The sequence below is a fragment of the Acidobacteriota bacterium genome (genome assembly GCA_016208495.1).
Taxonomy (GTDB): domain Bacteria; phylum Acidobacteriota; class Blastocatellia; order Chloracidobacteriales; family Chloracidobacteriaceae; genus JACQXX01.
This window is the reverse complement of sequence record JACQXX010000056.1, coordinates 180,415-202,028: the sequence shown is the minus strand read 5'-3', so window position 1 is coordinate 202,028 and position 21,614 is coordinate 180,415. Positions and strand designations below refer to the sequence as shown.

At 50.8% G+C, this 21,614-nt stretch carries 13 protein-coding genes; all 13 read right to left on the bottom strand.

Features of this window, described 5'->3' with window-relative positions; translation table 11 throughout:
- Positions 1 to 54 precede the first annotated feature (54 nt).
- A complete protein-coding gene (locus HY774_10505) occupies positions 55 to 1,086 on the bottom strand; it encodes a phosphoribosylformylglycinamidine cyclo-ligase (protein MBI4748909.1) in 1,032 nt (343 codons plus the stop codon).
- A 224-nt stretch (positions 1,087 to 1,310) separates the two neighbouring features.
- Complete coding sequence (locus HY774_10500) at positions 1,311 to 1,958, bottom strand: prepilin-type N-terminal cleavage/methylation domain-containing protein (protein MBI4748908.1); 648 nt, start codon at positions 1,956 to 1,958, stop codon at positions 1,311 to 1,313.
- A gap of 364 nt (positions 1,959 to 2,322) precedes the next feature.
- The gene (locus HY774_10495) at positions 2,323 to 7,818 is read right to left on the bottom strand and encodes a hypothetical protein (GenBank protein MBI4748907.1); all 5,496 of its coding nucleotides are present in this window, start codon (positions 7,816 to 7,818) and stop codon (positions 2,323 to 2,325) included.
- A 241-nt stretch (positions 7,819 to 8,059) separates the two neighbouring features.
- A complete protein-coding gene (locus HY774_10490) occupies positions 8,060 to 9,481 on the bottom strand; it encodes a prepilin-type N-terminal cleavage/methylation domain-containing protein (protein ID MBI4748906.1) in 1,422 nt (473 codons plus the stop codon).
- A 102-nt stretch (positions 9,482 to 9,583) separates the two neighbouring features.
- Complete coding sequence (locus HY774_10485; protein MBI4748905.1) at positions 9,584 to 10,231, bottom strand: prepilin-type N-terminal cleavage/methylation domain-containing protein; 648 nt, start codon at positions 10,229 to 10,231, stop codon at positions 9,584 to 9,586.
- A 938-nt stretch (positions 10,232 to 11,169) separates the two neighbouring features.
- Positions 11,170 to 13,038 carry a protein kinase gene (locus tag HY774_10480; protein ID MBI4748904.1) on the bottom strand — a complete coding sequence of 623 codons (1,869 nt, stop codon included), beginning with the start codon at positions 13,036 to 13,038 and terminating at the stop codon, positions 11,170 to 11,172.
- A gap of 891 nt (positions 13,039 to 13,929) precedes the next feature.
- Positions 13,930 to 14,784: a type II secretion system protein gene (locus HY774_10475; protein ID MBI4748903.1), complete on the bottom strand. Its 855-nt coding sequence runs from the start codon at positions 14,782 to 14,784 to the stop codon at positions 13,930 to 13,932.
- A 3-nt stretch (positions 14,785 to 14,787) separates the two neighbouring features.
- Entirely contained in the window at positions 14,788 to 15,984 is a 1,197-nt protein-coding gene (locus tag HY774_10470; protein ID MBI4748902.1) for a hypothetical protein, read from the bottom strand.
- Positions 15,985 to 16,013: 29 nt separating this feature from the next.
- Entirely contained in the window at positions 16,014 to 16,697 is a 684-nt protein-coding gene (locus HY774_10465; GenBank protein ID MBI4748901.1) for a hypothetical protein, read from the bottom strand.
- Positions 16,698 to 16,702: 5 nt separating this feature from the next.
- Positions 16,703 to 17,443, bottom strand: a complete 741-nt coding sequence (locus HY774_10460) for a hypothetical protein (protein ID MBI4748900.1) — start codon at positions 17,441 to 17,443, stop codon at positions 16,703 to 16,705.
- 385 nt (positions 17,444 to 17,828) lie between these two features.
- Positions 17,829 to 18,770 (bottom strand): GGDEF domain-containing protein, encoded by a 942-nt coding sequence (locus tag HY774_10455; GenBank protein MBI4748899.1) that lies wholly within the window; start codon positions 18,768 to 18,770, stop codon positions 17,829 to 17,831.
- A gap of 470 nt (positions 18,771 to 19,240) precedes the next feature.
- Complete coding sequence (gene purD / locus HY774_10450) at positions 19,241 to 20,509, bottom strand: phosphoribosylamine--glycine ligase (protein MBI4748898.1); 1,269 nt, start codon at positions 20,507 to 20,509, stop codon at positions 19,241 to 19,243.
- An 87-nt stretch (positions 20,510 to 20,596) separates the two neighbouring features.
- Positions 20,597 to 21,340: an enoyl-CoA hydratase/isomerase family protein gene (locus HY774_10445; GenBank protein ID MBI4748897.1), complete on the bottom strand. Its 744-nt coding sequence runs from the start codon at positions 21,338 to 21,340 to the stop codon at positions 20,597 to 20,599.
- Between the last annotated feature and the right edge of the window lie 274 nt (positions 21,341 to 21,614).

Genomic DNA, 21,614 nt, shown 5'->3' with positions numbered 1-21,614 from the left:
GCCTCTGTGTTCCTCTGTGCCCTCTGTGGTTCAAAAATGATCGTAGCCCAAAAATCACGCCAGGGTCACAATTTTCTCACCGGCGACAATCTGGCCAATGCGGTAGACCTCGATTCCCTTTCCACCAATGTGGGTACTCAGAGTTTCAGCATCATCGGGTGAAACCGCTACGACCATACCGATACCCATGTTAAACACCCGGTAACTCTCTGACTCAGGCAAGTTCCCAAGTTCAACCAGATGTTGAAAGACAGGCAGCACCGGCCAGCTTCCGCGCTGGATGTGCGCTCCGCAGCCGTCAGGCAAAATCCGAGGAATGTTTTCTAAAAAACCGCCTCCGGTCAGGTGAGCCAGTCCCTTGATTTTTCCGGTATCGAGCAAATCGTCCAGAAACGGCAGGTAATTCCGATGTGGCTTGAGAAGCGCTTCAGCGGCGGTACAGCCCAGGGAGGGAAGGTGTGTGTCGGTTGCATACCCGGCAATTTCAAAAAAGAGCTTTCGCGCCAGGCTATACCCGTTGGTATGGAGTCCCAGTGACGGCAATCCCAACAACACATCGTCAGGAGCAATCTGACTCCCGTCAATGATGCGCTGCCGATCAACCCAGCCAATGATAAACCCCGCGACATCATATTCGCCTTCCGCATAAAAGCCGGGCATTTCAGCCGTTTCACCGCCAATCAGCGGGCAATTGGCTTCTTTGCAGCCACGGGCCAGTCCTTCAATGATCGCGGCAACCACGGTCGGATCAAGTTTGCCAGTTGCGATGTAGTCCATAAAGAAGAGCGGTCGGGCCCCCTGCACCAGAATGTCATCCACACAATGGGCGACCAGATCATAGCCAATCGTGTTGTGGATTCCAGTTTGGAAGGCAACTTTGAGTTTGGTCCCGACACCATCGGCGCTGGCAACCAGAATGGGTTCTTTGGCCGAACCATATTCGGGTTTGAACATCGCGCCGAAGCTGCCGATTTCACTCAGCACCTGCTTATTAAAAGTTGAACGGGCAAGGGCACGAATTCGATGTTTGGCTTCGTTGGCGGCATCAATATCAACACCTGAATCACGATATGAAATAGAAGACATGGGTTTGAGTTCCTTGGACGATGAATTCCTGACTTTGAGACTGTTGATGAAGTGGCCAACATTATTTGGTTCACGACTCCAAAACAAGGCTTTCGGCACACCTTTTTGAATCCAGTTTGACTTGTCACCCAAAAAAAATGCTGCCACGTGGGTGGCAGCAGGAAACAGGGCAAAATCACATTGGAGGAGGCTTCGGAAAAAATCTCACGGTGTTGAGTTTCAGTTTAACCAACGCCGACCCGGGTTTGTGATGGTGGCCGGGTGATATAGGTTTCGACTCGGACAGTTTGTGTCCGGCCAGATCGAAGAAAGGGAAACTCAATTTCGACAATGACCCGCTTGACGCTGTCAGTGGCTCCAGGAAGCGGGTCGCCGCTTGGGTCGTCTGGATTACTTGCCTGGGTCGAACTTCGAACCAGAATCCGCATCAGGAAGCCCGTATAGCGTGGGTCATCACCACCAGTATCATCATTGGTGCCACGGATTAAATCTGGTCCCACATCTCTCTTTATTGTCTCAAAATCGTTTGAGAAAAGGCTTGAGGTGCCACCATTTGAAAGGTTCGCAAACGTATCAGCATCCCGGTTATTGGCCGGAGGCATACCGCCAAGCGCATTCATGTCACGCATAATGAAAATCTGTTCCAGCGTGTCAAGGGCCAGGCTTTTAGCGGTATTGACCCTTTGGGCGTTGTTGGCTGTGGTAATGGCAATCGTAATGAGTTCAAGCGCCCCCAGCATACCAACCATCAGAATAACCATGGTGATCAGTAATTCGATAAAGGTCACACCGGATTGGCGTCTTATTTCGCCTCGACGGCTCGGAATCGCAAATCGGGCGCATACCGATCTTGAGTGGATGGTTGATCGCATAGGCTGATTGTCCTTTTTAGGTAAGTTGTAAATCGGGAAGTGCTCTTTTGCATGCAATTTCAGCACCCTAAACCAGTTTTCATCTACTTTCTTTGGTAAGCAGTTGATTTACCTGCACTTTTCTCTTTGTTCTAATTTTGCACGCTGATAATGCCCTGGTTTCTTCCATAATTTCATTCTTTCAAATGTTTCATTTCGTTACACAAATTTCCATTGGAATCTCACCTTATTTCAGATATCGCGCTGAGAAAACACAGAAGGCAGGTGCTTTCACACCTGCCTTCCATTTGTTTTGGTGAGTCAAGGTCAAACAGTTCAACGCTCAATCCCTAAGAATAAAACCCTGAACCCCGAACCCTGATTCCTAATCCTGGTCTTCGATAAAGACCTGACGGAAACCTCGGATCTTATAGAAACTCACGCGTGGTGTTCCCGGTGGCAATCCGCCAAGCGTCCGGAACGCCGAGTCGAAATTCCAGTTCCGGGGTGGTGCGTTATAGTGCGACGCATTGCTTGGTCCGCCGATCTTCCAGAGGCCATTCCCTTGCTGGCTATAGAACTGATAGATGAACGAACCATTGTAGTTAAACCGAACCAAACCCGCTGGCCAGGTCCAGGTTTCGCAGAACCGTGGGAAGTTATGCACCCCGCCCTGGGTATTGGGTGAGTTCCCAGAATTCAAATTCACCGCATCGCCATTGTCGTCAATGGTTTGCTGCGACGAGGTCTGAACCCCGGCTTTGGGCTGACCTGTCAACCAGGCCGATTTAACCGTGGTTTCCATCGCATACCGGCGCAGTAAAGTCTGTGGTCGGTACGAGTGTCCCCCTTGCGAGATAAACATGCGGGCATCCTGGTAGGCTCGTGATTGGATTGAGACCCCATCGGCCATAATTGACATCGGCCCATGCAGTAATCCGTCATTGGCCCCACCGGTTACCGCTGGAGTTGCGTTAAAGTTACCTGGCACCAGCGGCATATTATCATTGCCGGTTTGCAGGAATCGCCGGGATGCGGTTGGACCACCCACCGGAAGCCCTGAGTCTGGGTCCACGATGGTGGAGGGCTGTTCCTGAACGCCGATGGCGTTCAAATTGCCATAGATATACACCGGGTTTTCGGCAATGAGCGACATCCCGGTAAAGTGACGTGGCGTTGGGCCATCCTGGTTAAGGTACCAGCGCGGAATATCCCATCCGTTGACAAGTCTCACCCCCCGGCGGAACGCCCTGATGCGACCGGTTTTAGCTGAATCAACAATCCGCCAGTTGATGGCCCCGGTTGCCGTTGGGGCGGGTGCCGTCCCCGCGCTGTTGGTTACGCCTTCCAGTGTATCGCCAATTCCATTTCCATTGAGCAATGTCGTGTAATTGGTCTGGGTTGGATTCACATTGTCTGGGACAGTAACTCGCCAGGTTGTGGTGTTGATATTACCGCAGAAATATTCAAATCCGTCATTGACCGGCACTGAGCCATGCGGTGCTTCGCCGGTTCGGGCAGGTGCATTGTCGTTTGGAACACTGACCGGCTGGGTTTCGACATCCATATCACGGCGGAGGAGTCCATCACCCGGTTTTCCTTTTTGAGGCGAATTCGGGTCAAGCACCGTGTTTACCGTATCGTCAAGCGGATCAAGGACGCCGTTTTCGCCAAAAACATCGTTCAACTCATAGATTCCGTCGTTGTTGTCATCTCCGCACCGATTGGAAATGTAGACGATCAAGCCGTTGTCTGAAATGTCAATGATTCCATTGCCGCCCCAGACAGTTGCCGGGTCTCCAATTGGTGAATTACGTGGTTGACCGCTGGTAAATGGTCCAGGAAAAGTGGCGAGATAATTATTAAAGTCGCCCCTGAAGAGGCGCTTCAGGTTCCCCATATCCACTTCGACCATGTTCATCATGCCGATGCGTTCCAGAGCGATTGGGCTTGGCATGGGGAGGAGTTGCCCCATGTTATAGAGCATTCGGTCGTTGTCGGCTAACGTAGCCGTTCCAGGCCAATCAGGCCACTGGTTTTCCACGATGCGTTGGGCACTGGCGCCAACGTCAGCCGAGTAGTAATCAGCCGCCGTTGGAATCCCCTGGAAGCCATATGCCCGTGAGATGTGCCTCCCTTCACGCTGGTCGTACACATTGATGGGGAAGGCCGTATCAGTCACCGTTCTCACCCTCGGCAACCAGATCGCGGGGCTACTGGTCGGGAGATTGTCATTGGCCGGGTCAGAAACAAAATCCAGGTAGCAATGCCCAGGGAAAGCATAATGGGCATCAGTCAAGCCAAGGTTGCGACCGATTTGAGTGGCATCACCGGTTTGGGCAATTTGGGCAGCCGTAAAGCCGACATTTGTTGGGTAAGACGCAGCACTTACTCCACGCGGGGCAAGCGGATGTTGAAAGACGATCCGTACGGCTGAGCGAACTCTTATAACAATTCCATAGTTATAGGAAGTACCTGTCTTTGCCAGACCTCGTATCCGCTGAAAGGTCCAAAATGGTACATCAAACCTGAAACTATTGGTGTTGTTTGTAAACCCAGTACCTGCTCCTGGATCTGGATCTGCCTGGTTAAATGGAATCCCACCAGGATTAGCAGCCATCAAACCGTTGACATAAGTTTGGAGCGCAGCATTGTTGTTGGCAGGGTCTACCCAAGTAACCGGAGTAAAGCCTGGAAGCGCTGGATTTTGCTCAACTAATCGGACTTCCACAGGAACTGAAGTTACACGGTCAGCAGTAGTTGACGGACTTGGGGACACCCGTAAAGTACTGGGTATGAGGGAGCATATATTGCTTTCAACTGAATATCCGAGGGCAACACCTTCAGTGATAGTAGAGTTTCGAGAAATAGTTCCCCCCTGAAATGGGCGATGTGGTGGTTCAATAAGCCCATCTCCATTCCAATCAAAGGCAATATTTTCACGTGGTAATTCAGCCGTTGCTGGATTGGTCATTCCAGGTTCGACATTTTTCAGTCCTGCCAGGAAACTCGCAACAGTTCGCTGTAAGTCAAATGTATTATTTCCTGTAGCTGGGTCTTCTTTCAGGTAACTTGGTATATTGTTACCATTTGGGTTTATAGTGGTTATCGGCCATGACAAATGGGTAAAATCAGTTGCTGCTAATGAGCCAACATTTGTTCGAAAAGCCGTAAGCTTGGGTTGTTGTGGTCCCGGATCCAGGTTTGGAAAAATCGTCATTTCATTTAAATCAATGACACCCAATCTCGGATCACTATTCTCGGCATCTTCTGGGGTCAAATCCCAATTAACATCAAGGTCTATTCTGCCATCCCCAATAACATTTGATCCAGTGCCATTGTTATCCCAGGCTAAGGCATAAAAACCTGGAATACCTGGCTTAAACACATGTTCTCGAATTCGTTGGCAGAGTTGTTGCTTCAGGGCTGCATTATTGGTCCAAAGAGTACTCAGTAAATTAAATAATTCATCCCGATTAATACTTGCCCTAGCTGCCTGGAGTTGCCCAGTGTTGGGTTCCTGCGCATTGGTATTATCAGCGAATGGAAGCAAACCTCCAGGTCCACTGCTTGTGATTTCAAAAGATCCAGTTGCATTTGGTTTTCCTGGATTTGTGTTATTAGTAACACACGATGCTCCGTACATTTCAATTGCTCGGATAAACCGAGTATCTGCCCCATTTCCAAGGACTCCATTACCCGCATAAACTCTTTGCCTTGAGTTGGGAATTATATCGTTATCCGGAGTAGTAGTTTCAGTATTAGGAAACTCTGCAAATGGATTTACCAATTCAAACATTCCATTGCTGAGGGTTCCTCTTCCCTTGACATAGGTAAGGTTATCAAACTGGTCTGTAAACCGGAAATATGGCTTGGCAATCAGGCTCTTGAACTTGGCCGGGTAACCACCGATACGGCCAGTTGAACCAGCCGGGTTATTGATGGCTGTTTGTGCGGTTGGGGCATCGGACGTGGTAGGTACATCTGCCGTAGTGACGTCAATATTATTATTGGGCACATACGGGAAATAGGTTCGTTGCAACCGCAGGATCGCATTTGGTTCAAACCGATAGGAAATTGAAGATGTCCTATTGACGTCTCCTCTAATTTTTACAGTTGCTTGTGCAGTTGCACTGGTAAATAAACCGCCTAAAGCACCTTTAAACTTCCCGATGTTGGCGTTGGTTGTAGAGTTTTCCAACCAGGGCAACATACTCTCGATAGTGTTGTCAGTTGTGGTATTGGGGAGCCGGGTGTCATTGAGTGGATAGTTCCTGACATAGGTCGTACTGGCCCGCAGTCTACCATCTGGGGAAGTAGCATTGTTATTACCCTGAAGATCACCTGCAGTGAGATTTGGAGTTTCCACAACTGGAATTGGCCCAGCCGTAATCCCCAAATTTAAAATTTGAGGCGTGATGTCAATCCGGGTTGGTGGATTGGGTGACTGGTCGTTGATCAGCAACTCGATTTTGATATAGGTGCGTTTCCGCAGGGCGGAGACGTTGCCGTCTTCGGTGCGTTGAAACTCGGGCTGGTTGTTGATCAGATTGGTTTGCGGTGGAGTGACCACCGCACCCGCAATTGGGTTTCCAGCACCGACAGTGGCGGTTCCGGCTGGCTGGTCGGGGTGGTCGTTTCCGGTGTTTGGATTGAACTGACGAACGTTGTCGGTTAAGACTCTCCAGAAAGCATTGGTTGGATCGGCCAGGTCATTGAGGTCATAGGCGCGTGGTTCGGCGCCAATCGGATCGGGGAATTCCTCGATGTCGTCATCGAGCAAAATCCGCATGGTGCTGTATCGGGCGAAAACACCGTTGAAAAAGCGGGTGTTTTGCAATGCTTCATTTTCTGGATCGGTGTCGGTTGGAACCCCACGGCGAAGAATTTCAATCGCCTGGAAGCCTTTGCTTTCCGTCGGCAGCAGGAGACGCGGAATCCCGGTCACGACCAGTCCCGCCGGCAGGGCACCCGCCGTTTTCACTCCGCCATTTGGCGAAGTCGGATCATCATTTAAGTTGTAATCATAAATCGTAGGGACACCTGGGTTATCGGGCCCGGTGGCGTTATTGACGCTCGGTTCAATATCGCGCAAACCCAATGTAGCCGGGTCGTAGACTTCGTGCCGTCCGGTTTCGCTTTCGCCCGCGACCACACCGCGACCACTCGGCAAAATCTCGGTGCAGACTTCACCCACAGTGGTGATTTTTCCATAAAACTCGGTTGTGTTACCGCCGTTGCGCACCATCAAAAAGAGGTTTCGATTGGTATGTGTACGGCCTCCAAGCCACAACTTTGGACCCGGAGAGACATCAAGACTGTCAAATCCAAAGACTGCAAACTGGAAGATTGGGATTTGATAGTTGGCCACATCTCGAATCAACCGCACCTGGGTGTTGTAGCGGGTGTCCTGGGCAATGGCTTCCAGACGGAACAGACGTTCACGGGCTGTCAGTCCTTCAAACGGTGGATCCAGCACGGTGACCAGCGCCCGGTTCCCGCCCAACTGAGTCACTTTCTGCTGAAAGTCAAAGATCTCAGTCGAACCATCCCGATAGATTGGTTCCAGTGCTGCCTGTTCTTCAATTTCAGCCGCCGTTGGGTTGAAGTTGGACGTGAACAGCGTGTTGATCTTGTCCGTCATCAACTCCAGACTGGCCATACCGGCATTGAAGGTACGGGCATTATTATATTGCGCGGCGCTCAACCGGGCCTCGGAAGTCATCAACGTCGCAGCCAACGAGGTAAATACCATCAACACGCCTAAGAGAATCAAGGCGATGGCCAGGGCAATGCCCTGCTGGCGGTATTTCCGGTGATGCTGCGGCTTGTGTCGCATTGGCGACCGGCGTCGCCTGTGACTCAACCGTGTGTACTTCATAGTCATTTTCTCCCTAATCATTCACAAGCCTTTGAAATTGATCTATTTACAAAGTTTTGCCAAATCTGACACATCTGATGGTTCATCACCCAAGGATTGGTGGTGGTGTTAAAGTCAGGTATCAAAAGTTGGAGTGGAACGTCGTTATGCTGTGATCTGACAGACAACCGAAGGGGGCAAAGGAAACAGATTGCATTCAATCCATCAGCGTCAGCCCCAGATCTGTTTTCTTTTGCCCAGGCTATCGGTTATAAGCCGAGTTTCGAAGGGCGATGGTAAATTCTTGATTGATTCGCAGGTAATCACCCTTCTTGGCGCCAAGCGGCCCGGGATCGTCGCGATTAAGCGTTGGATCCAGTTCATCAGACCGGGCAAAAAGGTGAACCCGAAGGGATCGAATCACGGTCCGACTCCATCGGCGGGTTCGTCCCCCGGCTGGAGGTTGTGGCGGGACAGCATTCAGGTCAGCCAAAACAGGTCCTGGCACGGTATAGAATTGCCCGGCGCCAGCATTCAGTCGTTCTTCATCAACCAGCAACAAGGTGCAGTGCATATTTTCGACACTAAACGCAACCGGATCAATCCGGGCACCATCACGGCGATACAAGGCACAATAGTCAGCCGGTACCCCGGCTGGGGTGTTGATATACGAACCGATGAAATAGCGCAACAATCGGCCTCGGCGGATGCTCACCACATCGCCTTGTCCGCACAGCCGGGGATGTGTACCGGCCCGCCCACCTGATGCCTGGGTCAGCGGATAGGTCCAATCTGGAGTGAGTCGGATCGGGTCATCATCAAATGACAGGGTGATGGCGCCAGTGTTTTGATCAACGGCGGTGACCAGCCCCATAAATTGGGCGCCGCCAGTGGTGTTGCGCACGACAATCACGTCAACCATTGGAACCAACCGCCGGGCCAGAAGCCGGTCGGCTTGATCTATCAGGGCGGCAGTGGTGGTATTGTCAAAGTTTGAGGCGGGAACAGAACCGGCAAGCGGCAACAACGTCAAATCACTCCCGGCAAAATTTGCCTGGGCAAAATATTTCGCCTCGCCGAGTTCAATTTCAGTATCAGCGTCAGGTTGAAGCAGGCCAAAGTCATCGTCAAATCGCAAAGTGATCGAGTCAGCCTGGACAAACAAAAGCTGATCAGTACCGTTACCATAGGCAGGAACATAACCAGCGGCTCCGTCTCCAAGGATGGCTGGACCAGCTCCTGGTGCAACCCGGATGTTCGTCACAGGATCGCCGTTGGTATCAACCCCGAGCACGGCAGTGGTTGAATTGACGTTATTGGCCCATTGAGCAGCAAATAATTCATCATACGCCGGGTTAATGTTCACATCCGCATCCGGGAACCCATTCGCCGTCAAAAAGCCACGTCTCACATATACCGAATCAAGAGAAATCTGCCCCATAAAATCCTGGCCGAGGGTAATCACATCGTCCGCCATGATTTTGGCTGAAGCCCGGACATTTTGTTGGGTGTCCACCAACTGATTATTGGTGAACGATGTCTTTTTGGCATAGTCCAGGGTAATAAAGACAGCCCCCATCACCACTGAGAAAAGGGCAAGGACGATCAGGAGTTCAAGCAGGGAAAACCCATGACGGCGGCGGCGCGACACGACTGGTTGGGGATGGCGAAGACTGTGATTCATTGTTTTTCGGCTCCAGGGTTTGAATGATGAAGGATGAATTATGTAACTGAAGGCGATCTTGCTTCGGGGCCTTCAATTCTTCATTCTCAATTCTTCATTTACTTAGACTTTTCCAGGAACAATCCATTCGTCTTTGTAAAGTCGCCAGACCGATGTTCGCCCGGTGGCGCCTAAAACGGTGATGGCACGGGGCTTATATTCACGGGCTTTTTGATCTGGCTCGTTATTGTCATAAATAAAAACCGTACCATTCAACGGTGGAATTCCCCAGTTCCGGGTGACTTCGGTATCGCCGATCCCATTTCCCAGTCCCATGTAGCCATCGCCTTTGAAAATAATGTCGCATTGGTTACTGACAAAGGGGATCTCGGCCAGGGCCCGCGGGTCAGGCGCGGTATTGCCAGGGAGTTTTCCAAATTTCCATCCTTCAGGGAGTGAAACAGTCTCAGCAGGAATAGCTGGATTGGCGGGAAACCGCTCAATAATGTATTGATCACCGGCTGGATCAGAGGGCGACCCTTTGATCAAACGCATCCGAAAGGTCACGCGCTGGGTAATGGCATTTTCTCGGGTTCGGCGGATCGCCTGGGACAGATTCGAGGCCGCAACGTCGGCTAAAGTTGACTTGCGGTATAGACCGATGCTGAGAAAACCAAACCCTGCAATGAGAGTAATAAGCAATACCACAATTAAGATTTCAACCAGTGAAAATCCACGAATCGAATGCTGCCGTCTGAAAGCTCGCATCATATCTGGCTCCCTAAAACGAAAGTTGCGGCCTTTTTGAGACATCTGCCTGGAAGAATCCCAGAGAAAGCAGGCTGGAAAAGGCAAAAAGATTTGATTGATACGTGAAGGTTATTTCTTCAAAAGGAAGGAAAAACAGAACTCTATATGCAATTTTGTTTCCAGAGACGTAAAAAGCCCAACTGATTTACTCAACCTCTTTTCTCACAACAATTGAAACTCAGGGTGACTCCGTTCAAAAGCACCGCCTTCTCAAACACTTCTCTCTAATCCGTTACTTTTCGTTACACCCATATTCACCCAAGCCCCTCCGACGACAACGAGGTTTTAACAAAGAAACCAGGGTTTGAGCCCAGGATGGGCGGCAGGCACACTAGCCCAGGGACACCTTTTTCACGTGTAGGTTTTTTGATTGTGTTCCGGTGGGATGAGGTTTTGTGTGTATTAGATTGAGCATCCTGAAAGGCTGCAGTTCGGATAGCCGGTCGGTTGCGAGGTTTTGGGAGCTACCACCGGGAAAAGTGTTCGGGTTCCTCCCCCTCCGTACTGCCTGCCCGCGCCCTGCAGGGCGCGGGCAGGCAGTACGGAGGAACAAGAGGTGGCTTTGGTGACCGGTGGTAGGCCCAAAGCGGCCAACCGACCGGCTATCCGAACGGCAGCGCTTCGCGGTGCAAAACCAAAAACCTACACGTGAAAGAGGGTTCCCCATAAGCGCCAAAAATAAGGAAATGAGAGCCTGTTTCAGACAAGGACGGAGACATGGACACAATTTCACGGAGTGTGTCGGCTTGAACGGACTCCGGTTGGGAGCCGCAGGAATGAGAGTTAAAACCGAAATCTCGTTGGAGTATGAAACAACAATCCCCTGATCTTTCAACTTTCAAACTGAAAAATCAGGGGACAGACCGTCACTTTTTTCTATCAATTACCTGACACCCAGGTTATAGAATCGCTGCCCGGTGACGTTTCAACACCCGGGCATAGAGTGCCCCAAAGAGAGTGATTAAAACAATGCGGGAAGCAAACCATGCCAGTGATGGCCAGGGCCACTTATTCAGCGAGGCACCAGCAAACGCCATGACCATCATCAGGACAACGGCAATCGCAAACACAATCCGTGACACACCAAAAACCCAGGCCAAAACGGGTGTTGGCTGATAGGTATATTGATAATCAGCCATGAGCATGGCAATAAGCGCGGCTAACGTAGCACCAATGCCTCCGTAGGTCGTCAAGAGTGGAACCATTGGATAGTCTCCGCCAACCTGAAGCGAGAAGGGATCCGGTGATGGCTCCAGGGCAAAATAGATGCCAATGACCAAAATGGCACAGAGCGTCGCCATAAATAGGTCAAGTGGAAGTGTATCGTATCGGTTTTGAAGCAGTTTTGGCTGAGGCTCATTTGAGGGAGCCGGCACACCGCGGGTGGGTGTGGCATAACCGCCGGTCGCTGGGGCTCGCTGGACCCGAGCAGTGCTGCTCGGGACAGGCGTGGTAATCGGAGACATTTGACGTGGGGCATCCGTGGCGGTTTTGTGCATGAGGGCGATTTCAATTTGCTGATCCGAAGCCCCCATATTTAAAGTTCGTGAGTTATCAAACCACCCTGGACAACTAAACCGGAGCCGGTATTCACCGGGTTCCAGTCGAATGGCCAGTTTCCCAGTGGGGCCGGTCTTTCCGCGAAAATCATTATTGACGTACACCTCACAATTTCCCGGCTGGGTGCTTATCATCAAGACGGCACCCTGATTGGCGGCTGGCTGGCCGGTGTTGAGCACTGCGGCTTCGAGTTCTGAAGCCAGGGCAGCCACTGATTGTTGGCGATTGGCCGGGTCTTTGGACATGGCACGCAACACAACCATTTCCAGGGCTTCGGAGATCACTGGGTTGAGTGCCCGCAGACTGGGAGGGTTCTTTAACAGGTGACCGGAAACGATGGCGCCAAATGAGTCTCCCTTGAAGGGAACTTCCTTGGTTAACATTTGGAAAAGCACGACCCCAAGACTATAGACGTCTGATCGGGGATCAACGGCTTTCCCATTGCACTGCTCAGGCGACATATAGTGGGGGGTTCCCATCACCCCAGTCCCCAGTGTCGCCGGCCCATCGCCTAACACTTCGCTATTGAGAATTTTGGCCAGCCCGAAATCAAGCACCTTCACCACGGGTTCATCGCTGGGGCCTGATTGACTGCCGCTCTGGCTTCCACTGGTTGGGGCCGGAGCAAATAAATCCTCCCCAAGAACCAATCCCATATCCTCCAAACTGACGGCAGACTGTTTAGGTCGGCTGATCATGATGTTGGAGGGTTTCAGGTCACGGTGAATCAGGTTCAAGGCATGGGCGGCACTGACCCCGCTACATACCTGTTTCATGATTTTGAGTGCCCGCTCTGGCGAGAGTGGACCTTCATTATTGATAATGTCATGCAGGCCACGCCCTTCGACGTACTCCATCACCAGGTAAAACACCCGCTGGTCAGTCACTCCAAAATCCGTTACCCCAATCACATTGAGATGATGAATTGCCGCCGAGGCGCGCGCTTCCTGTCGAAACCGCTCAATCGCTGTTGGATCACGACTTGCAAAATCAGGTAAGACCGTTTTGATGGCAAATTGACGCCCGAGATGCACGTGCTCCGCCCGATAGACGGTCCCCATCCCTCCGCGCCCCAGGCATGAAAGGATACGATATTTCCCGTCGATCAGGGTCGTTCCCGGCATACTGAATGCTAAATCCGACTGGTCTTTGGGGCATTTGAGAACATTATCCTCATAGCAACTGCGACAGGTTGGACACTCCTTCATCAATCACACTCCGGCCCACTCGGCTTTTCAGTGATGTTGAAAACCCTTCTTTAAATTGCTCGTCGTGGAGGCAATCCCCACCGATGCAATGGTTTGTATTGTGTAAACTCAGAATTTCCACGGTTTGTGGAGTTGTGAAGCGTTAAGGTGGGCAGTTTAGCACAGGCTTTTCAGATGACGAAACGACAAGATGACAAATTGACAAGATGACCGGGTGACAAATTGACTGGGTGACTGGGTGACAAGGTGACTGGGTGACAAGGTGACAATAGATCATTCTGTCACTGAGGACTGTCCAAATTTTTCCCTTCTGTAAATTTTTCCGTGATGGGTTTTTTGGAACAAACTGGAAATTCAGTTTCAGCCTGCGAAGCAGGTAACAGAAAGTAGCCCCCGGTGCAACCGGGGGAATCAAATGCCGCCACCTCCCAACCTGCGAAGCAGGTGACAGAGAGAAACGAATGCACTCAAGGTCCGTGCCGTCACCGGTAACCCCTTGATTGCCATGAACTTCCTCGGGCACGCTCTGCCACCTGCTTCGCAGGCTGGGAGGACCGACCGACCGAATCCCCCGGTTGCACCGGGGGCTACTTTCTCCCACCTGCTTCGCAGGTTGAAACCATGAGTTTCCAATTCATCGAATCCATCACGGAAAAATTTACAGAAAGAATTTTTCTGTAACCAGTCAATTCAACCTGGAAAAACCAGGTGACTGGCTCTTTCTTTAGCCACTAAATATTGAATATAAACAGTTTATCTAAGCTTAAAAACGAGCTAAAAATCCAGTCTAGCCATTTACACAAAAAACTAAAAAGTCTCTGTCACTGTGTCAGATGTCACCTTGTTACCTTGTCATTTGGTCAGATGTCACCTTGTCACTTTATCACCTTGTCACCGTTGGTTCTGGGGGGATTGGGATGATGGCTGATCACTGGTTTCGTCTTGAAGGGCCGGAACCTCACGAACGATCTGCGGGGCTGGGAGATAAATAAACACAAACTCGTCATAGCGTTTATCGCGGCCATTTTGGCGTTGAAAGGCTTGCTTTCGACTGGTACTGACCACACCGACTATCGGCAATCGGTCTTGATCAATCCCAAAAGCTGACTGGTCCTTTCCATCCGGCGATTGCCCAAAAGATGAAGTGCCATTGTCTGATGAAGTGGGTTCATCTTCGTCTTCATCATCCTCATCGTCATCTTCATCATCTGGATCAACGGCTTCATCCTCGTCATCCTCGTCATCCTCATCATCTTCATCTTTGAAATCAATGGGATTGACCAAAACCCGATAGTTATCCGGAATTCGTTGACGATAATAAGCAGCCCACTCCTGCAAATACCGGTTTAAGAGTGGATCACCAACCCGAAGCGCCCGCCATTCACGGCCATTGGCCATGGGATCCCGCAAAGCCGAAGGGCGTAGAAAATGGACCAACCGCCCATTGATATCAACACCTTTGGCCAAATCTTCCAATTTGGTCACAAACAGCCCACCAGGATTTAACTGGCCAAGCCGCCCTGAGTTGTTATACCGGGCAATGGCTTCGGCAATCGAGTTACCGCGCTGGATGAGTTCCAGTTCCTGCTCCTGCTGACGTTCGGCTTGAAAATTCGTCACCGACATCGTGAGGTAAATGGAAAAAACGGCCAGCGCAATGACCAGGGCCAGAAGACTATATCCCTGCTCTTTTGTCCGGAAGCGAGTGGACCCGGCTCGAATATGACGAATGCGGTTGATGGGCATAGGTCACTGCCTCCCTCGGGCAGTTTTTCCAAAGGGTATCGGACGCTTGATCAGTTGCTGTCGTTGGGCGCGTAACTCTTCGCGGCTCATCTGCTTAACTTGCTCCTGGGAGAGTGGGTTTCCGTTTGCATCAGTGAGTCCAGACCCAACTTCCTGTCCATCCGCTTTCTGAACCGGCGCATTGGGATCAACTGATCCGACCATACTGACCCCAGCACTGCCACTGGGTTGTCCATACTGCGAATAGGCACTGGAAGCCCCTCCTCCCCCACCCCGATTTGAAGACGGTTGGGAAGAACCAAATGACGCAGTATTGCTCGAATCCGTGGTGAGCTGATAGGTATGATAGACACCGCTGAGCTGGGTATCCTGGAGTTTAATGGACCGATCCGTGATTTCAACCACCCGGAACCGGTTGTCAATTCCATCATTTATCCTCAAGACATACCAGCTATTGCCACTTTCGTTCGGGCCCAGGACAATTGCCTCTCCGGTCTGCTGGCTCTTTCCTCGGGTCCATCCGATATAGCTTTGAACTGAGGGTTTTGGCGGCGCTTGAATTTGAAAAGGCAAGGAGGTTGAAAAGTCTTCCGCATTCATCGGATCTTTGACCTCAATCGTGACTGACCCAGGTTGGGCAAAAATACCAGGTGACAGGCGGGCAGTCAGTTCCCCGCTCGGGTTATAGTGGGTTTGAAGCGGGCTGCCCCTAAAGTAAATCTGCAGCCCTTCGCGAAACGGCGTTCCACGCACAACCAGTTCCACGGGCTGATCGGTGCCGGCAAATACTGACGTTGGTGATGCCGTGTGAAGGGTGATGGTGGGTGGTGGTGGTGGTGGCTCTTGTGGCGGCGGCGGCGGCGGCGGGTAGACCCATAAGTTGCGCATCTCCTGGGGAAGCGTGTCGGATTTGGAGAATTGCGGCAAATCCAGACTTGCCAGACTCTCAATCAAACTCCCGCTCGCCAGAATGCCACTTGGTGAAGCGGCTGGATTGACCGACTTGGCACCACTCTTTCCCTTTCCTGATTCCAAATCTTTGGCCGGAATCCGATCCGGATATTTTTTGGCCTGAGCAGTTGGGGTGGATGCTGACTGGCCGACTCCGACCACACTATAGAGAAAGACACCCAGCGAAACGAGAAAGAGCGCTCCGCCCAACATCGCTTTGGTCTGAGAAGTCAATCGAATATTTGCCATAATAAAACAACCTCTATTTCAACGATCTTTCACCCACGCTGGAAAAAAGCGGTGATTTGAAAACTAACCTGGACGACATCAGCCCCGCCGCCACCATCTTTCACATTTTCCGAGGTCAATTCGCCCAATTCAATCAGCATAAACTGCTTACTGCCTTCGACGGCCTTAATAAAGCGACGAATATTATAATAAGGACCAACCGCCTCAAACTTGACCACAATTCCAGGGTAATTGAGTTGTTCCTTGTCTTGATCGGTGGCGGTCAGCCGTTGTGTTTTTTGCCCTTCAACTGGTGGCAGTTCAAATTGTGCCGGTTCAAACTCCATGCCATCCGCCAGGCGAACCTGATTCTTGCCTGCCAACTCATTGATTTCGTTGATGAGTTTGACTTGACCACCTTGTTGATCTGACAGATAGCTCACTTCAAAATCCTTGAGCTTTTCCATCGCGGTCTCAAACTGTTGAGTATCAACCTTTTTACGCCTCACCTCGGTCTTGAGGCGATCAACATCCGAGCCCAAAGTCGCCAGTTTTCGGTCAGCTTCGGTCACCTGACTGTAAAGTGGTCCTAAGTAGTTGGAATGAAAGTACATCACGCCACCTCCAATGACCAGGGCCACGAGAATTCCAAGAACTTCCTGCAGTCGCAGGTAAGACGTTTGCGCCACTCCGAGCCGGCTTTTAACAAATAAATTCTTCCACAATTTTTGCATGGCGCTTACAACCCTTTTCCTCGTGTTCGTGGATTTGTTCTGGAATTGGTCGCCGGGCGAGTGGTGAGTGTCGCATTGGCGGGTGTCTGGGGCTTGTGTGCCGGGGCACTCAAATGCTCGGCATTTGGATTATAGGTGCCTGCCAAAATCAATTCCGTCTCATTGAGTGTTCCGCCACGGTCGTTCTTTTCAGCCGGTCCCTGGCTTTGAGGTTCAAAGAAAAAGACACCGCGCTGGTTGATGTCATATAAATATTTGGTCAAGTCTTCCGGCTTTCTCGATCTTACAGTCAACCCCACGGGCACGGTTACCGGGTGAGTTTTGGATTTGGCGGAATCACCTTTCCGGTCAAACTTGACCTCGATAATGCGAACCTCAGGAGGTGTTTCACGCTCAAGTTGGGTAAACAACCGGGACCACGAAAAACCACGCTGTTTCGTTAGAAACAAAACTGAGCGCATGGTTTGTTGCTGTTGGGGGGTAAGTGTCACACCCAGTGTTTGAGCATTCACTTTTTTTAAGTTTTCAAATTCCTGTGTTTTGGTGAGGCTTTGTGTGTGACGCTCCGTCAGAACAGCCTGTGTCTGTCGGTAAGAACGCCATTCCTGGGCCGCAATTACCAGGAGCAGTGCGACCCCGACCAGCCAGCCAAGCCAAAACAGGCGGCGGTTCCGGAATGGGTTTCGAGAAAGATTGATAGCCACTCCTTCAAAGAGTGGGGAATGGGATACGCTATTTGATTTCACAAGTCTTTCAGAAGTGTTTGACACCAGGGGTTTGAACCAACTGACTTCAACGCCTTGAAGTCCCCCGTGTCTGGTTGAAATGAAGTTCGATGAATTATGAATTATGAATTATGAATTATGAATTATGAATTATGAAGAGGCTATCTATCTCACTTGCAGATATTTAGTCACTTCACCCTCCTTCATTCCTCATTCTTCATTTGCCAATGTAAGGGTCGAACGCCGATCAAAGGGTAAAGTTTCTTTTTCTGATTGTCGAGACAATGGTGGCAGGTGATTGGATTTTGTAAGGGGCAGAGGCCAGGGGAAGGAGAACGTAGGCACTGATTTTGAGGACCACCCCAATCCGGGGCACGCCAACCACAACCCTGTTTGTCTGATCTGACTATGGCGTATGCACCAAATTTGATGAATACCCACAAATTCGATTTCGGCCAGTTTGCTTGGCGTGATAGAGAGCAATATCGGCGTTGTCAATCAGCATGGTCGGCGTCGAACCATCCGCGGGGTAGCTGGCCACCCCAATACTGATGGTGATATGAGACTTGACGCTCGAATCATGAACTGAACCGGTAAAGGGTTGCCGTTCAATCAGTTGCCGAATTCTTTCAGCGGCCTCCAATCCTCGAATCTTATTCGTTTCAGGGAGTAGCGCGATAAATTCTTCACCGCCATACCGGCCAGCCACGTCCGAGTCACGCAACGTTTGGCGAATGACCAGACTGACTTCAGCCAGCACCTGACTCCCCACCAGATGCCCATAGGAATCATTGACCTTCTTAAAAAAATCAATATCGAGCATCAACACGCAAAACTCGTGATTGTGGCGCATGGAGCGGGCTAATTCACGGTCGAGTTCAATACAAAAACTTTTGCGCGTCAGTAATCCAGTCAGATCATCGTGCATGATCAGTTCATGAATCCGGCGGTGATATTCCTCATCTAAATCATCGAGCATGGCAAATTTGAGAATATGCCGCCCTATCGAGAATTTATCGCCATCATTGAGTAATACTTCTTTGTGCCGTTCGAGCAAAACCCCGTTCAAAATCGTGCCATTGGTGCTCCCAAGGTCCATCAGCCAGAACTGACGTTGCCCGGATGGGTCTTCAATACTGCGAATTTGGGCATGTGATCGTGAAGCTTCATCGTCTCCGTCAAGCTGAATGGCCACGTCCGATCCACGTCCAATGACCGTCATCGTTTTTTCCAGCCGCATCGCCAGCCCTAATTTATCTCCTCGCAAAAATACAACACAGGGAAAGAGTGCACGGTGCAACCCAATCTGGCGAATGTCGAGTTTTTGAGTGCGTGTTAGATATTTCACGGTGATCTCAAAAATTCCCTTTCACGAAGCTGGCAATATCCCCGGAAAAAAGTTGATTCGAAGAAATTGAGGAGGTTAAACCTGGAAGCGGAATTAAGCTGAACCTGGGACTGAAACGAGTGCACACCAGCATAAATTCGGAAGAACGAACTTGCAAGTGACACACCGAAGAATGAAGAGTGAAGCGTTGAGAATTGAGAATGAAGAAACCATTTAGTGGTTAGTGGTTAGTGGTTAGTGGTTAGAAATCAACACTTTCGAATCGGTCAAATTTCTTCAGCCCAGTTTGGGGCTTGGAGCTTGGGGCTCAAGACTCGCAAGCTCGGGGCAAAGGAAGGGATGAGAGCTGAAGGCTGAGGGATGAAATAAAACCAAGTCTTCAGCCCGATAATCTTCAGCCCTGAGCCCCAAGCCCTGAGCCCTGTTTTTTTCAGCCCCAAGCCCCAGGCCCTCGGTCTTCCGCTTCATCATTAAATGGCAATATCAGTGCGGAACTGTTGACCATTAAATTGGATTTTTGAAACCGCAGTGTAGGCCCGAGTATGGGCTTCGGTTAAATCACTTCCAACGGCTGTCACATTGAGAACCCGCCCCCCGGCAGTGAGGTATTTCCCGGTGGTGTCATCGCGGGTGGTGCCGGCATGAAACAGATGAACACCAGGGACGGCATCGGCTTCTTTTAACCCAGAGATTGGTTGCCCAGGGGTGTAGGTGCTTGGGTACCCGCCTGAAGCCATCACCACCGTCACCACTGAATCGTCTGACCATTGCAGATCAACACGATCAAGCGTGCTGTTGACAATCGCTTCACACACATCCACCAGGTCTGTTTTTAAGCGCGGCAATAAAACCTGAGTTTCCGGGTCTCCCAACCGCACATTGTATTCCAGGACGCGCGGCCCGGCTTCGGTCAACATCAGTCCGATATAGAGAACACCTTTATAAAGAATGCCTTCAGCTTGAAGTGCCGCCAGGGTGGGCTCGGCAATTTTTCGCATCAACTTGCCTTGCAGGTATTCATCCAGCAACCCTGGCGCGGAAAAAGCTCCCATACCGCCTGTGTTTGGGCCCGCATCGCCGTTGTATGCTCGCTTATAATCCTGGGCTGGCGGCAGAGGCCGGATTGTCCGACCATCAGTAAACACCAAAAACGAGGTCTCGCGGCCAACCAGGCACTCTTCGAGTACAATTTTTGCCCCAGCCTCACCCAGTTTTTTATCAACCATCATCATATGGACGGCGGCTCGGGCTTCAGCCAGATCCTGGGCAATCACCACTCCTTTTCCAGCCGCCAGACCGTCAGCTTTGACCACAATTGGGAATCCATGAAAATTATTGCTTAGAATGTCTTCCGCAGCTTCAACCGACTCGCAAACCGAAAACATGGCAGTCGGGATATGATGACGCGACATAAATTCCTTGGAAAAGATCTTGCTTCCTTCCAGTTGAGCCGCCATCCGTGAAGGCCCCACAAAGGGCAGGTTATAGCGGGCAAACATATCCGCCGCTCCATAGACCAGCGGCAACTCCGGACCGCAAATCGTCAGATCAACCTTTAATTCCTGAGCCAACAGGGCCAGCTTCTCAGGTCGCTTCAAATCAGCCTCGATACATTTGGCATGCTGGGCAATTCCTGCGTTTCCAGGCACACAAAACACTTGTGAAACACGTGGACTCTGCAACAGTTTCCAAACAATCGCTGCTTCGCGTCCGCCGCCGCCAAGTACAAGAATTTTCATAAACGGTTCATTTCTACAAGATTAAAGAGTTGTGGTATGAGGACAGGAGATTGTTTTTCCAACATTGAACGTGACGGTTGTCACCTGTCAATCACCATCTGAGGATATATTCGGCAGGGCACACAGTCCGAAGAGATTGGCTTCCAGCTTGAAGCCATCGTGTAGTGGCATCTCCGCACCGTGGGAAATCGCATCCAGGCAGTACCGAATGTTGGCACCGGGACCACGTGTCAGACGTTGGGCCAAAACTCTGGCAGCGGTGAGCAACCGGGCTGGCTCATGAACCCGGTTGACCAATCCAATGCGATAGGCTTCAGGAGCCGGGATGGTTTCCCCAGTTAAGAGAAGTTCCACTGCTCGCCCATGGCCAATCAGTCGAGGCAGACGCTGGGTCGCACCAAAAGCGGGGAACCTCCCCTGGGCGATTTCCGGATGCCCAAATCGGGCCATGGTGGAAGCAATGCGCACCGTGCAGGCCAGGGCCAGTTCACACCCGGCACCCAAAGCCACACCGTTTACGGCAGCAATAACCGGGACACCCAGTGTTTCAAGCTGCTCAAATACCTGTTGACCCCGCCGGGCAAAGCATCGAGCTTCCACGGGACCAAGCTGTGCCAGTTCAGCAAAATCAAGGCCCGGTACAAACACGTCGGTTCCCTTCCCGGTGATAATGACCGCTTTCCAGGATTCAGACTGCAGTTCAGTCACGGCAGCCTCAAGCTCACTGAAGACTTTCAGCGTCAGTCCATGCTCTCTGGGTTCAGAGTCAATCACCAGACAGGCAATCCTATCGGCAATCGGGTCAATGGTGACGTAACGTGATGTGGTCATTAGAGTTTGGGTGTAGTCAGTAGTCAGTAGTCAGTAGTCAGTAGTCAGTAGTCAGTAGTCAGTAGTCAGTAGTCAGTAGTCGAGTGTTGGGATTTGGGAACTCGTGTCAAGTGTATTTGATTTTATTTGAGTTACTTATAAACAATTCTTTTCAAGAACTTTGGAGGCTGAAATAATCTGGTTTTGTCTACTGACAATTGACTCATCAACTAAGTACCTTACCGAAAATTTCCAGACATTTTGAACCACGAAACACACGAAATACACGAAAAAA